Here is a 12,084-nt window from a genome sequence, read left to right on the forward strand (position 1 = left end):
GCGAGCGAACGGGACCCTACGCGTCGAGTAACTCCACGAGCAACCCCTTCTGGGCGTGCAGGCGGTTCTCGGCCTGATCCCAGACGAGCGAGCGCTCGGACTCTAAGACGTCGCCGGTGATCTCCTCGCCGCGGTGGGCGGGCAGACAGTGCATCACCTGCGCGTCCGAATCAGCGAGCAGCCGCTCGTTCACCTGATAGCCGTCGAAGGCCGCCAGCTTCTCGTGGCGCTGGTCCTCTTGCCCCATCGAGATCCAGACGTCGGTGTAGACGACGTCGGCGTCGTCGACCGCCTCCTTCGGGTCGTCGACGATCGTCGGCTCGTGGCCGAGATCGGCGGCCTGCCGGAGGACGGCCTCGTTCATCCCGTAGGTCTCCGGCGTCGAGACCGTCAGGTCCAGCCCGACCATCGCCGCGCCGATCACGAACGACTGCCCGACGTTGTTGCCGTCGCCGACCCACGCGACTTGAACGTCCTCGAAGCCGTCGAAGGCCTCATCGATGGTGAGCAGGTCAGCGAGCGTCTGACACGGGTGGGCGTCGTCGGTGAGGCCGTTGACGACCGGGACGTCGGCGTACTCGGCGATCTCGAGGAGGTCCGCGTGGTCGAACAGCCGCGCCATCACGGCGTCGACGTACCGCGAGAGGACCCGCGAGGTGTCCGACAGCGGTTCGCCGTGACCGAGCTGGATGTCCTCGGGCCCGAGGAAGATGGCGTGACCGCCGAGTTGGGTCATCCCGGTCTCGAAGGAGATCCGAGTCCGCGTGCTCGGCTTCTCGAAGAGCATCCCGAGCGTCTGATCGGGCAGTTGCGTGCCGTCCTCGCCGGATTTGAGCGCCGCAGCGCGATCGAGGACGGTCTGCAGTTCGTCTCGCGTCAGGTCGTCGATGTCGAGGAAGTGGTCGGTTTCGAGCACAGCAATCACTCCGTGAGGCGCTCGCAGGCGTCGACCAGCACGTCGATCGAACTGTCGTACTCCGCGAGGTCGAGGTGTTCGTTCGGCGCGTGATCCAGATCCGAGTCGCCGGGGCCGTACGTCGCCATCGGGCAGTCCCAGGTCCCCGCGAAGATGTTCATGTCCGAGGTCCCGGTCTTCCGCAGGAGCCGCGGTTCGCCGCCCGCCCCCCGGATCGCGACGCGGAACGCGCGGGCGACTTCCGTCCGCGGGCTCGTCATCACCGGCGGGATGGGCTTCTCCCAGTGGACGCCGCCGCGGGTGAGTTCGCCCTCGGCGACTTCCCGGACGTCGTCGATGGTGAACTTCGGCGGCACGCGGAACTGCACGTCGACGGTCGCCTCGACGGCGAGGCCGTCCTCCGTGGGGCCGCCGTCGAACCGGACCGGCTTCGTCGTCACGGTGTCGAAGACGCCGTTTGACTCGTCCTCGTCGAAGAAGTCCGCGACGCTCGACCACCAGTTCACCGCCGACTGGATGGCGTTGTCCTCCGGGCGCGAGGAGTGACCCAGCTCGCTGGTCGAGACGTACGTCCCCGAGAGGAAGCCGCGGTACCCGAGGGTGATGCCGTCCCACCCTGAGGGCTCGCCGTTGATGACGGCCGCGGGCTCGTCCCGCTCTTCGACGAGGTGCCACGCGCCGGCGGAGCTGGTCTCCTCTTGCACCACGCCGGCGAAGGAGACGCCGGTCTCGACGGCGGCGGCGGCCATCGCCGCCAGCGGGCCGGTCGCGTCGACGCTGCCGCGACCCCAGAGGACGCCGTTTTCGATCTTCACCGGGACGTCGCCCGGGACCGTGTCGATGTGCGAGGTCAAGAGCACCGAGTCGTCGGCCGGCGCGCGGACGTTGCCCACGTCGTCGATCCACACCTCGCGGTCGTGCGCCTCGAAGAACGCCTTCAGGCGCTCTGCGGCGGCGGCCTCCTCGCCCGACGGCGAGGGGATCGAGACCAAGTCCGCAAGGAGCGTCTGCGCCTCCGTCAGGCCGTCAGTGAGGTTCTCCTGCACGTCGAAGACGCCGTGATTCATCGAGAACCCGGCGGCGTTCCCGTCGCCGGGCGCCGCGTCGCCGTCGGCCGCGACGTCCTCGCGCTCCTCGCCGTCCACTTCAGCGCTCATTCCAGCACCTCCACGAACGAGTCGACGAACTGGTCGGCGTGGGACTCCTCGACGACGAGCGGCGGGAGCAGGCGGACGACCGTCCGCCCGGCCGGGAGCGCCAGCACCTGCTCGGAGATGGCGAGGTTCTTCAGCACGCGGTTCGCGCCGCGCTTGACCTGCACGCCGATCATCAGGCCGACGCCGCGCACCTCGCGGACGGGCAGGTCGCGTTCGTCGGCCGCGGTCTCGAGTTCGCTCCGCAGGTACTCGCCCACCTGCGCGGCGTGACCCGGCACGTCTTCCTCGACGATCGTATCGAGCGTGGCGTTGGCCGCCGCACAGACCACCGGGCCGCCGGAGAACGTCGATCCGTGGTTGCCCGGGTTCTCCGCGATCCAGTCGCGCACGAGCGTCGCGCCCAGCGGCAGGCCGTTGGCGATGCCCTTCGCGGACGTGAGGATGTCGGGGGTGACGCCGACGCCCTCGCAGGCCCACAGATCGCCCGTGCGCCCGACGCCGGTCTGGATCTCGTCGAAGACGAGCGCCGCGCCCGCCTCCTCGGTCACCTCGCGGGCGTGTTCGAGGTACTCCGTGGAGGCGGGGTGGATGCCGCCCTCGCCCTGTATCGGCTCGAGGAAGAGCGCGGCGGTCTCCTCGTCGACCGCCGCAGCGAGCGCCTCCGCGTCGCCGTAGGGGACGAACTCGACGTCGCCCGCCAGCGGCTCGAACGGCTTCTTGTACTTGTCCTTCCACGTCATCGCGAGCGCGCCCATCGTCCGCCCGTGGAACGCGCGCTTCGTCGCGACGATCTTCGAGCGGCCGGTGGCCGAGCGGGCGAACTTCATCGCCGCCTCGTTGGCCTCGGTCCCGGAGTTACAGAGCCAGACGTTGTCGATGTCGCCCGGCGCGAGCGTCGCCAGCTTCTCGTACAGCTCCGTGCGGACCTCGACCGGGTACGACGCCTGCACGTAGGTCAGCGTCTCCGCCTGATTCTGCACGGCCTCGGTGACCGCCGGGTGGGCGTGGCCGAGTGCGGCGACCGCGTAGGAGGCCCCGAAGTCGAGGTACTCCGTGCCGTTCGTATCGTACAGGTACGCGCCCTCGCCGGATTCGAGCTGGATCGGCTTCTCCGAGAAGACGAAGCCGCCGCTCATTGTGTCACCTCCGTCTCGTCGGCGTCGTCGGCGTCGCGGTCGTCGGAATCGCCCGCCACGTCGGAATCGGCGGCGACGGCGCTCGCCTCGATGTGCGTACCGCCGCCGTCGAGCGCCGCGAGGACGGGGTCGTCGGCGTTGGCGTCGGCGACGATCACCGCTGCCGCGCCGCCGTCGAGCGCCTCCTTCGCGGCCATCACTTTCTTGGTCATGAATCCCTCCGCGGCGTCTTTCAGCGTATCAAATTCCGCGGGGGTCGAAACCGACTCGACGAGCGTCGACGCGTCGTCGGGGTCGGCGTAGACGCCCTCGACGTCGGTGAGAACGACCAACTCCGCGCCGATCGCCCCCGCGACCGCCGCGGCCGCACGGTCGGCGTCGGCGTTGACCGCGACGCCGTCGTCGGCCAGCATCGGCACGGTCACGACCGGCGTGTAGCCGTCTTCGAGCAGCGTTTCGAGCAGCGCGGCGTTCACGCCGGTGATCTTCCCGGAGTGGTCGCCGCGCTTGATCTTCTTCTTGCCGTCCTCGACGACCCGGACGGCCGACTTGCGCGGACCGGTCAGGAGGCCGCCGTCCACACCTGAAAGGCCGAGCGCGTCGACGCCGGCGTCGCGGAGCGTGACGGTGAGATCGGTGTTGAGCTTTCCGGGCATCACCATCGAGAACACCTCCATCGTGCGCTCGTCGGTGAAGCGCCCGACGACGCCGCTCGGCGTCTCGACGTACGTGGGCTCCTCGCCCAGCTCCTCGAGCGTGTCGTCGACGGCGGTCGACCCGCCGTGGACGACGACGACCCGCCGGCCGTCCTCGACGAGCGCCGCGACGTCTTCGACCGCGCCGGCGGGGTCGACCGCGCGCGCGCCGCCGACCTTCACGACGACCGGCGGGCGGCCGCCGCCGTCGGCTCGAAGCGGTCGCTCCGCGGCCGTCTCGCGCGCGTCTCCGGCACGAGCATTCCCGCAGTCGCGGGATCCGGGCGTCTGGCGCGCGTCGCGTGCGTCGTGTTGGTATCCTTCGTATGTCATCGATCTTCGTTGTCGTCAGGGTGCGCCGACCGGGTGGAGACCGGCGAACTCCAAGCCGGCGGTCTCCTCGATTCCGAGCGCGACGTTCGCGGCGTGGACGGCCTGTCCGGCCGATCCCTTCATCATGTTGTCGATCGCCGAGAAGACGACCAGTCTCCTATTTCCTGGGTCGACCTCGAAGCCGACTTCCCCGAAGTTGGTCCCGGCGACCGCCTTCGGCTCGGGGTAGCGGTAGACGCCGCCACCGCCGGCGACGGTCCGCATAAACGGCTCGTCGGCGTAGGCGTCGCGGTAGGCCTTCCAGAGGTCGCCCTTCGAGACGGGCGCGTTCGGGAAGAGGTGCGCGGTCGCGCTCGCGCCGCGGGTCATATCCACCGCGTGGACCGTGAACGAGACGGAGAGACCGAGGAACTGCTCGATCTCGGCCTCGTGGCGGTGGCCGGTGGGCGCGTACGGGCGGACGATGCCCGAGCGCTCGGGGTGGCTCGAGGCGTCGCCGCCGCCGGCGCCGCCCTCCGAGGAGCCGACTTTCACGTCGACGACCGCCTGCTCGTCGCCCTCCAGGATGCCGGCGTCGAACAGCGGCTTCAGCCCGAGAATCGTCGCCGTGGCGTTGCAGCCGCCGGAGGCGATCAGCGCCGCCCCGGGGAGGTTCTCGCGGTTGATTTCCGGGAGCGCGTACTCCGATTTCTCCAAGTACTCGGGGCAGACGTGCCCGTCGTACCACTCGTCGTACTGCGCTTCGGTGTCGAGGCGGAAGTCCGCCGAGAGGTCGACGACGGTGTCGGCCGCGTCTTGGAACTCGTCGATGTGCTCCATCGAGACGCCGTGCGGTGTCGCCGCGAAGAGCACGTCGACGGATTCGAGCTCCGCCGGCGAGGTGAACCGGAGGTCCATCTCGCGGAGGTTCGGGTGGACGTGCCCGACGGTCTTGCGCTCCTTCGAGCGGCTCGTCGCCTGCACGACGTCGAACTCGGGGTGCTGATACAGCAGGCGGAGGAGCTCGCCGCCGGTGAAGCCGGAGCCGCCGACGACGGCGGCCGTGAAACCGGGGTCGTCGGCGTCCGTGGACGCGGCATCGTCTGCACTCATACGGCTGCTTCGGTGCCGGTGGCTTGTTCGGCTTTCGATTCCAGCCAGTCGACGACCGCCGCGGGGACGTCGACGTCAACGGCGTCGTTCAGCGCCTTGAACTCGACGTTGTGATTCACTTCGTGAACCGTGTAATCGGATCCGGTCTCCATCAGGTCGACGCCGAGTAAGCCGCCGCCGACGGCCTCGGAGGCGTCCGCGACGAGCTCCGCCGCGCGGTCGTCGAGCTCGAATTCGGCCACTTCGCCGCCTTTCGCGGCGTTGGTGAGCCAGTGGTCCGACGAGCGCGTCTCCGCGGCGATCGGTTCGCCGTCGGCGGCCAGCACGCGGATGTCGCGGCCGGGCTTCTCGACGAACTCCTGGACGTAGAACACCTTGTGCTGGTAGTGGCCGAGCGTCGCCTTGTGTTCGAGGATGGCCTCGGCGGCCGACGGCGAGTCGACCTTCGCCATCAGACGCCCCCACGACCCGACGACGGGCTTTAACACGCAGGGGTAGCCGAACTTCTCGATCGTCTCCATCGCGGAGTCGACGGTGTAGGCGACTTCCGTGTTCGGCGTCGGCACGCCCGCGCGCTCGAGCGCGAGGCTGTTTTTCACCTTGTCGGCGCAGACGTCCGCGGTCGCCGCGGAGTTGACCACGGGGATGCCGTACGCGTCCAAGAACTGCGTCGTGTACAGACTGCGGCTCGTCGACAGACAGCGGTCGACGACGATGTCGACCCCGTCGAACGCCGCCGGCGGCTCGCGGATGTTGAACTGCTCTTTCCGGACGTCGATCTTCTCGACCTCGTGTCCGCGCTCGCGAAGCTCCGTGAGGAGGAGCTTCTCGTCTCGCCGAATCCGGGAGTAGAGCAGCCCAACGTTCATCTTATTCGCCCCAGTCCTCTTCGAGTTCGGGGGCTTCTTCGAGTGTCACTGGATCGACCGAGACGACTTCGAGCTCCGCGCCGGTCGCGGGGCTGTCGACGATCTCGCCGACCTCGACGTCGGCGGGGATCTCGATCTCTTCTCCGGTGAGCGGATCTTCTGCGGTGATGGTCTCTGCCATATCGATTGATGGGCGAGGAATCGACTTAAACCCATCGAAGTTGTCGGATAAATTAACTGAACTCAGCCACCACTATCGGCGCAAAACAGTCGAGCGATCCGCCCGTGTGAAATCGATGTCTGATTTCATATATGAACGTCCCCCGGAGGGGACCGTCGCCGTCGAGGACGGCGGCGACCCCGCCCCGGCGGCCCGGGTCGCCGGTCAGGCATACGTGTCCACCTCCGCCTGTAGCGACTCGGCGGCGTCGTCGAGGGCGTCCGTACGCCCGTCGTAGGAGGCGCGGTCCGCGGCGAGCGACGCGTCCGCCCCGTCGAGTTGGTCTGCGACGGCCGACGGCGCGGGCCCCCCGAGAGAGTCGCGGCTCGCGACACTCTCGACCGGATCGAGCGCGGCCTCGACGCGCTCGCGGCTCACGTGCGCGAAGAGCGACTCGCCGAGCACGTCGGCGGCGACCGCGTCGAGCGTTTCGAGATCGGGCGTTTCTCCCTGGGCGCGCTCGGCCGCCGCCGCCAGCACCTCGTGAGCCGTGCGGAACGGGACGCCGGCCATCGCGAGCGCGTCCGCGACGCCCGTCGCCGTCGAGAACCCCTCGCCGGCGGCCGCCTCGAGCGTCTCCGCGGGCCACTCGGCGGTGGTGACCGCGCCCGCGACGACCGCGGTCGCCTCCGAGACCGCGTCGACGGCGTCCCACGCGTGCGGCGTCGCGCGCTGGAGGTCGCGGTTGTACGCGCGCGGGAGCCCCTTCAGCGTCGTGAGGAGCCCAGAAAGGCCGCCGACGGCGTCGCCCGCGACCGCGCGGACGAGCTCTAACGTGTCGGGGTTGACCTTCTGGGGCATGATCGAGGACGTCGAGGAGTACTCGTCGGCGAGGTCGACGAAGCCCCTGTTCGCGAAGATCACGAGGTCCTCGGCGAGCCCCGAGAGCGTCGTCGCGTGCGTCGCGAGCGCCGCCGTCGACTCCGCGAGGAAGTCCCGCCCTGCGGAGGCGTCCATCGAGTTGGACACGACGCCGTCGAAGCCGAGCAACTCGGCCGTGCGCTCGCGGTCGACGTCGAACGGTGTCCCGGCGAACGCGGCCGCGCCGAGCGGCGAGCGGTTCGCCCGGTCGTAGGCGTCGAGGAGGCGCGCGGTGTCGCGCGCGAACGCGGACTCATACGAGAGCAGGAAGTGCGCGACCGTCGTGGGCTGTGCGGGCTGGAGGTGCGTGTAGCCGGGCATCACGGTGTCGACGTGCGCCTCGGCGACCGCAACGAGCGCCTCGCGCAACGCGATCGTCGCCTCGATCGCGTTGAGGAGGTCCTCCCGGAGGCGATAGCGGATGCACGCGGCGACCTCGTCGTTGCGGCTGCGCGCGGTGTGCATCTTGCCGCCGTCGGGGCCGACGCGCTCGACGACGGCCGTCTCGATCGCCTCGTGAACGTCCTCGCCGTCGGGAAGCGAGCCGTGGCCCGCGGACTCGACGTCGTCGAGCGCGGCGAGGATCTCGCCCGCGACGCCGTCGGTGACGATCCCCCGTTCGGCGAGCATCACCACGTGCGCGCGGTCGACGGCGAGGTCGGCGGCGAAGATGCGCTCGTCGGCCGCGAGGCTCGACATGAATCCGCGGGCGGGGCCGCCGCTGAAGCGGTCGCGGCGGACGACGCCCGAGCGGTCCTCCCCGTGATCAGCGCCCTCGCCCGTCATCGTTCACTCCCAGTCGCCTTCGGTGTCGGCCGCGTCGGTCGCGGCGTCGATCGCGGCGTTCGCGAGGCGCGACTGGAAACCGTGGTACTTCGCGACGCCCGTGGCGTCCTGCTGGGTGATGTCGCCGACGCCGGAGGTGTTGAACGAGGCGGCGTCCTCGGAGTAGGCGGCGTATTCGGACTCGCGGGCGACCGGGCGGGCCTGCCCGCCCTGGAACTTGATCGTCACCGTCCCGGTGACGCGCGTCTGCGTCGAGTCGATGAAGCCCTCCAGGGCGTCGACGAGCGGGTGGTCGACGAGGCCCTCATAGCCCTTCTGGGCCCACTCGTCGTCGATCGAGCGCTTGAAGTCGCGCTCGTCTTTCGTGAGCACGAGCTGTTCGAGCGCCTCGTGGGCGGTGAGAAGCGTCGTCGCCGCCGGGTGCTCGTAGTTCTCGCGGACCTTCAGCCCGAGCATCCGGTCTTCCATCATGTCCGTGCGGCCGACGCCGTGCGTGCCCGCCCGCTCGTTCAGCGTGGCGATAAGCTCCGTCGCCGAGAGCTCCTCGCCGTCGAGCGCGACGGGGTAGCCGTCCTCGAACGCGATCTCGACCAGTTCGGTCTCGGTGGCGTTCGCGGGGTCGTCGGTCCACTCGTAGATGTCCTCCGGCGGGACGTAGGAAGGGTCTTCCAGCTGACCGCCCTCGACCGAGCGGCTCCAGAGGTTGGTGTCGATCGACCAGACGCCGGAGTTGCCGGACTGGACGGGCAGGTCGTGCTCCTCGGCGTACTCCTGCTCCCACTCGCGGGTGAGTTCCAGTTCGCGGATCGGCGCGACGACGTCGAGGTCGGAGGCGCGCCAGACGACCTCGAAGCGGAGCTGGTCGTTGCCCTTTCCGGTGCAACCGTGCGCGATCGCGTCACAGCCCTCTTCCTCGGCGACTTCGAGGATCGCGTTCGCGATGACCGGGCGCGCGAGCGCCGTTCCGAGCGGGTAGCCCTGGTACGTCGCGTTCGCGCGGACGGAGTCGAAACAGAGGTCCGCGAACTCGTCTTTCGCGTCGACGACGTGCAGATCCAGTCCGTGCGCGTCGGCGGTCTCTTGGGCCTCCTCGAACTCCGACTCCGGCTGGCCGACGTCGACGGTGACGCCGACGACCTCGTCGTATCCGTACTCTTCCTGCAGGAGCGACACGCACACTGTGGTGTCCAGCCCGCCCGAGAACGCGAGTGCCACGCTTGTCATATACCTCCGTCTCGAACGCTCATCCGTATAAATTACACGGTTTGAATTTATGAAATTAAATCGCAGAGAGGCCTATAGAGACGCTTGTCGCTTTTCGGTTGGTTCGCTGCAACAGTGAGGTGAAGTAATAGTGGCCCTAGCGGGGCCGTCGTCGCGGTCGCCGAGCGGCGTCGGTCGCCGCGGCGGAGACCGACCGGAGCGCCGTCGAGGCGGCCGCAGTCGCGACTCCCGGCGAGGCGCACGGGACCGTCCGAGAGAGCCGCGTCATTACCGTATTCGGTCGCGGCCGCCGCACTAAACGCTTTCGGGATCCGCTCACTGCCGGGGTCTGCTCATAGTCGAGATCCGCTCACGAATCCCCAATCGGCCGAATCCGACCGAGAACGCCCTCGACTGCCTCCGATCGCTGCATCAGCACCGTCCCGAGCGTTCCCATCACGAGGACGTAGCCGACGGTGAGTGCGGGAATCGTCTCTCTCATCACCGGCGTCGATCCCCCGGCGGCGAGCGCGGCGATGACGAGCGAGAACTCCCCGCGGGGCACCAGACCCAACCCGGCGCGCAGCGACCGGTGCTTCGAGAGGTCGTAGACGCGCCCCCCGAGATAGCCCGAGAGCACCTTCGACGGCGTCGTCAGGACGACCGCCGCGGCGAGCGGGACGGCGACGGCGCCGAGCGCGAGCGGGTCGGTCCCGACGCCGATCCAGAAGAAAAAGACCGCGGCGAAGACGTCGCGGACGGAAGTGAGTTGCCGTTCGATCCGCTCGCGGTGCCCGCTGGTGGAGAACCCCATCCCGACGAAGAAGGCCGCGACGGCCTCGCTCACGCCCAGCGCCAGCGCCAGACCGGCGACGGGGACGACGACCGCGAGCGTCCGGAGGACGAACGACTCCGAGTCCGACACGTCGAGAACGCGGGCGAAGAACCCCGTCCCGTACTGGACGACGACGAACAGCAGCCCCAGAAACCCGAACGCGATCGCCAGCGAGCGCCCGACCCCGTCGATCCCGTTACCGCCGCCACCGAGGACGAGCGAGGCGACGACCGCGAGGTAGACCGCGATGAAGAGGTCCTCGAAGACGAGCGTCCCGAGGATCGGGTCCGCCTCGTCGTTGGCGATCCATCCCATATCGATGAGCGACTTCGTGATGATCGCCGACGAGGAGATGTATACGATGCCGCCGAGCAGCAGCGCCTCGACGACCGACCACCCGAGCGCGAGGCCGATCGCGATCCCCAGCGGCAGATTCACCGCGGCGTCGATGACCCCCGCGCGGGAGATCCGCGAGCGCGCCTCCAGCAGCCGATCGAGACTGAACTCCAAGCCGAGAAAGAACAGCAGGAGGACGATCCCGACCTCCGCGAAAACGGCGAGGAGCTCCCCGTTCGGAACGTACGGGAGCCCCGATCGCCCGGCGACGAACGGGCCGGCCGCCATCCCGCCGACGACGTACAGCGGAATGACCGACAGGCCGATCCGGAGCGCGACCGCGCCGGCGAGCGCGAGAACCGCGAATACCTGCCCCAGTTCGAGTAGCCCGGCCGCCATTATTCGGCGGTCACGCGCGCCTCGAACGCGTCGCAGTTCGCCCGGGTGCCGACCACCACGAGCGTGTCGCCGGCGCGGATCGTCCTGTCGGGCCCCGGAGAGGGGATCACCTCCTCGCCGCGCTCGATGGCGATCACGGACGCGCCGGTCTCGGCGCGGAGGTCCGACTCGGCGAGCGTCCGGCCCACGGCCGGCGACCCCGCCTCAACCTCGACCCACTCGAGGAGCGTGTCTCCGCCGAGCAGCGTCTCTAGGTTCTGGGATTTGACCGGCTGGAAGTACGCCCCCTCGAGGATCGTCCCGACCTGTCTGGCCAGACTGTCCGTCAGCTCGAAGAGCTTCTCGGAGTCGCTGTCGGCAGACGAGCGCAGAAACACCTCTCGTCGACCCTCGTTGTGGGTCACGACGACGAGCTGTGACCCGTCCGGCAGGTCGATCTCGTGTTTCTTGCCGACGCCCGGGAGGTCGCTCTCGTAGACGGTCACAACGGCGGATTTGTCGCGGTCGCACAAAAAACATCCTGTGGCGACTCCGACGGCCCCGCCCGTCGGCGACGAGCGGAGTCAGCCGAGGACCGGTGCGGCGCCCGCGACGGCGAGGACGGCCCCCGCGGCGACGGACGCCGCCGGCGGGATCGAGGCGTTGTCGTCGACGACGTAGCCCGCGATCACGGGCTTGAACCCGTCGGCGAGGGTGGCCGCCAGCGCGGCCGCGACGGAGGCCGCGCCACCGGCGAAAACGCCCGCCACGGGGACGAGAACCGGGAGCGAAACCGCCAGACAGACCGCGAACATCGCGCCGAGCGTCCGGAGCCGCTTCGGCTCGCCGGCCTCCCGAGTCGTCCCGAGCAGGCCGGAGACGGGGTCGCCGATCGTCAGCATCAGCGCCGCCGGGACGGCGATGTGCGGGGCGAACACGAGGACGACCCCCGTGATGCTGAACATGTACAGCGCGTACCCCGCGACGTTCGTCTGCTCGTACGAGCGCGTCAGCTCGTCGTAGACTGACCACTCGAGGCCGACGACCAGCCGGAAGAACTCGAGGGCGGCCGCGACAGCCGAACAGGCGAGCATCACGAGGCCAAACTGTCGCCACGTCACGAATCCGAGGAGGTACAGTGCCGGGAGCCCCGTCCCGCTCGCGTGGACGAGCCGGCGCTTGAGTTCGCTCGAGGACGTGCGGACTCCCCCGCCCGCCGACGGCCCCGCGGTCAGCACGACTGCGACGAGCGAGCGAGAGGGGCGCA

At 69.4% G+C, this 12,084-nt stretch carries 13 protein-coding genes; all 13 read right to left on the bottom strand.

Features of this window, described 5'->3' with window-relative positions; all coding sequences use genetic code 11:
• Positions 1–16: 16 nt before the first annotated feature.
• The 13 genes from argF to ACT3HL_RS11670 all read right to left on the bottom strand — a co-directional run bounded on the left by argF (position 17) and on the right by ACT3HL_RS11670 (position 12,052).
• Positions 17–916 (bottom strand): ornithine carbamoyltransferase, encoded by a 900-nt coding sequence (gene argF, locus ACT3HL_RS11610; RefSeq protein WP_445086996.1) that lies wholly within the window; start codon positions 914–916, stop codon positions 17–19.
• A gap of 5 nt (positions 917–921) precedes the next feature.
• Positions 922–1,983 (bottom strand): [LysW]-lysine hydrolase, encoded by a 1,062-nt coding sequence (locus ACT3HL_RS11615; RefSeq protein ID WP_445087049.1) that lies wholly within the window; start codon positions 1,981–1,983, stop codon positions 922–924.
• Positions 1,984–2,069: 86 nt separating this feature from the next.
• Positions 2,070–3,209 (bottom strand): acetylornithine/succinylornithine family transaminase, encoded by a 1,140-nt coding sequence (locus tag ACT3HL_RS11620; RefSeq protein ID WP_445086997.1) that lies wholly within the window; start codon positions 3,207–3,209, stop codon positions 2,070–2,072.
• The gene (locus ACT3HL_RS11625) at positions 3,206–4,237 is read right to left on the bottom strand and encodes an acetylglutamate/acetylaminoadipate kinase (protein ID WP_445086998.1); all 1,032 of its coding nucleotides are present in this window, start codon (positions 4,235–4,237) and stop codon (positions 3,206–3,208) included. Before ACT3HL_RS11625 ends, ACT3HL_RS11620 begins: the two co-directional genes overlap by 4 nt.
• Before the next feature lie 15 nt (positions 4,238–4,252).
• Positions 4,253–5,329, bottom strand: a complete 1,077-nt coding sequence (gene argC, locus ACT3HL_RS11630) for an N-acetyl-gamma-glutamyl-phosphate reductase (RefSeq protein WP_445086999.1) — start codon at positions 5,327–5,329, stop codon at positions 4,253–4,255.
• Positions 5,326–6,198, bottom strand: a complete 873-nt coding sequence (lysX, locus tag ACT3HL_RS11635) for a lysine biosynthesis protein LysX (RefSeq protein WP_445087000.1) — start codon at positions 6,196–6,198, stop codon at positions 5,326–5,328. The genes argC and lysX overlap by 4 nt, the downstream gene beginning before the upstream one ends.
• A 1-nt stretch (position 6,199) precedes the next feature.
• Positions 6,200–6,379 (bottom strand): lysine biosynthesis protein LysW, encoded by a 180-nt coding sequence (lysW, locus tag ACT3HL_RS11640; protein ID WP_256288519.1) that lies wholly within the window; start codon positions 6,377–6,379, stop codon positions 6,200–6,202.
• Positions 6,380–6,583: 204 nt separating this feature from the next.
• Complete coding sequence (gene argH / locus ACT3HL_RS11645) at positions 6,584–8,065, bottom strand: argininosuccinate lyase (RefSeq protein WP_445087001.1); 1,482 nt, start codon at positions 8,063–8,065, stop codon at positions 6,584–6,586.
• 3 nt (positions 8,066–8,068) lie between these two features.
• Complete coding sequence (locus ACT3HL_RS11650) at positions 8,069–9,289, bottom strand: argininosuccinate synthase (RefSeq protein WP_445087002.1); 1,221 nt, start codon at positions 9,287–9,289, stop codon at positions 8,069–8,071.
• Positions 9,290–9,425: 136 nt separating this feature from the next.
• Complete coding sequence (locus tag ACT3HL_RS11655) at positions 9,426–9,557, bottom strand: hypothetical protein (protein WP_445087003.1); 132 nt, start codon at positions 9,555–9,557, stop codon at positions 9,426–9,428.
• Between the two features lie 81 nt (positions 9,558–9,638).
• Positions 9,639–10,838: a cation:proton antiporter domain-containing protein gene (locus ACT3HL_RS11660; RefSeq protein ID WP_445087004.1), complete on the bottom strand. Its 1,200-nt coding sequence runs from the start codon at positions 10,836–10,838 to the stop codon at positions 9,639–9,641.
• On the bottom strand, positions 10,838–11,323 hold the full coding sequence (locus ACT3HL_RS11665) for a TrkA C-terminal domain-containing protein (RefSeq protein WP_445087005.1): 486 nt from the start codon (positions 11,321–11,323) through the stop codon (positions 10,838–10,840). Before ACT3HL_RS11665 ends, ACT3HL_RS11660 begins: the two co-directional genes overlap by 1 nt.
• 78 nt (positions 11,324–11,401) lie before the next feature.
• Positions 11,402–12,052 carry a dolichol kinase gene (locus ACT3HL_RS11670; RefSeq protein WP_445087050.1) on the bottom strand — a complete coding sequence of 217 codons (651 nt, stop codon included), beginning with the start codon at positions 12,050–12,052 and terminating at the stop codon, positions 11,402–11,404.
• Positions 12,053–12,084 lie beyond the last annotated feature (32 nt).

The sequence above is a fragment of the Halobellus sp. GM3 genome, from assembly GCF_052545375.1.

Coding starts and splice junctions, on each gene's coding strand:
- ACT3HL_RS11615 (WP_445087049.1), bottom strand. CDS start 1,983: ATGAATCACGGCGTCTTCGACGTGCAGGAGAACCTCACTGACGGCCTG.
- ACT3HL_RS11620 (WP_445086997.1), bottom strand. CDS start 3,209: ATGAGCGGCGGCTTCGTCTTCTCGGAGAAGCCGATCCAGCTCGAATCC.
- ACT3HL_RS11625 (WP_445086998.1), bottom strand. CDS start 4,237: ATGACATACGAAGGATACCAACACGACGCACGCGACGCGCGCCAGACG.
- argC (WP_445086999.1), bottom strand. CDS start 5,329: ATGAGTGCAGACGATGCCGCGTCCACGGACGCCGACGACCCCGGTTTC.
- lysX (WP_445087000.1), bottom strand. CDS start 6,198: ATGAACGTTGGGCTGCTCTACTCCCGGATTCGGCGAGACGAGAAGCTC.
- lysW (WP_256288519.1), bottom strand. CDS start 6,379: ATGGCAGAGACCATCACCGCAGAAGATCCGCTCACCGGAGAAGAGATC.
- argH (WP_445087001.1), bottom strand. CDS start 8,065: ATGACGGGCGAGGGCGCTGATCACGGGGAGGACCGCTCGGGCGTCGTC.
- ACT3HL_RS11650 (WP_445087002.1), bottom strand. CDS start 9,289: ATGACAAGCGTGGCACTCGCGTTCTCGGGCGGGCTGGACACCACAGTG.
- ACT3HL_RS11655 (WP_445087003.1), bottom strand. CDS start 9,557: ATGACGCGGCTCTCTCGGACGGTCCCGTGCGCCTCGCCGGGAGTCGCG.
- ACT3HL_RS11660 (WP_445087004.1), bottom strand. CDS start 10,838: ATGGCGGCCGGGCTACTCGAACTGGGGCAGGTATTCGCGGTTCTCGCG.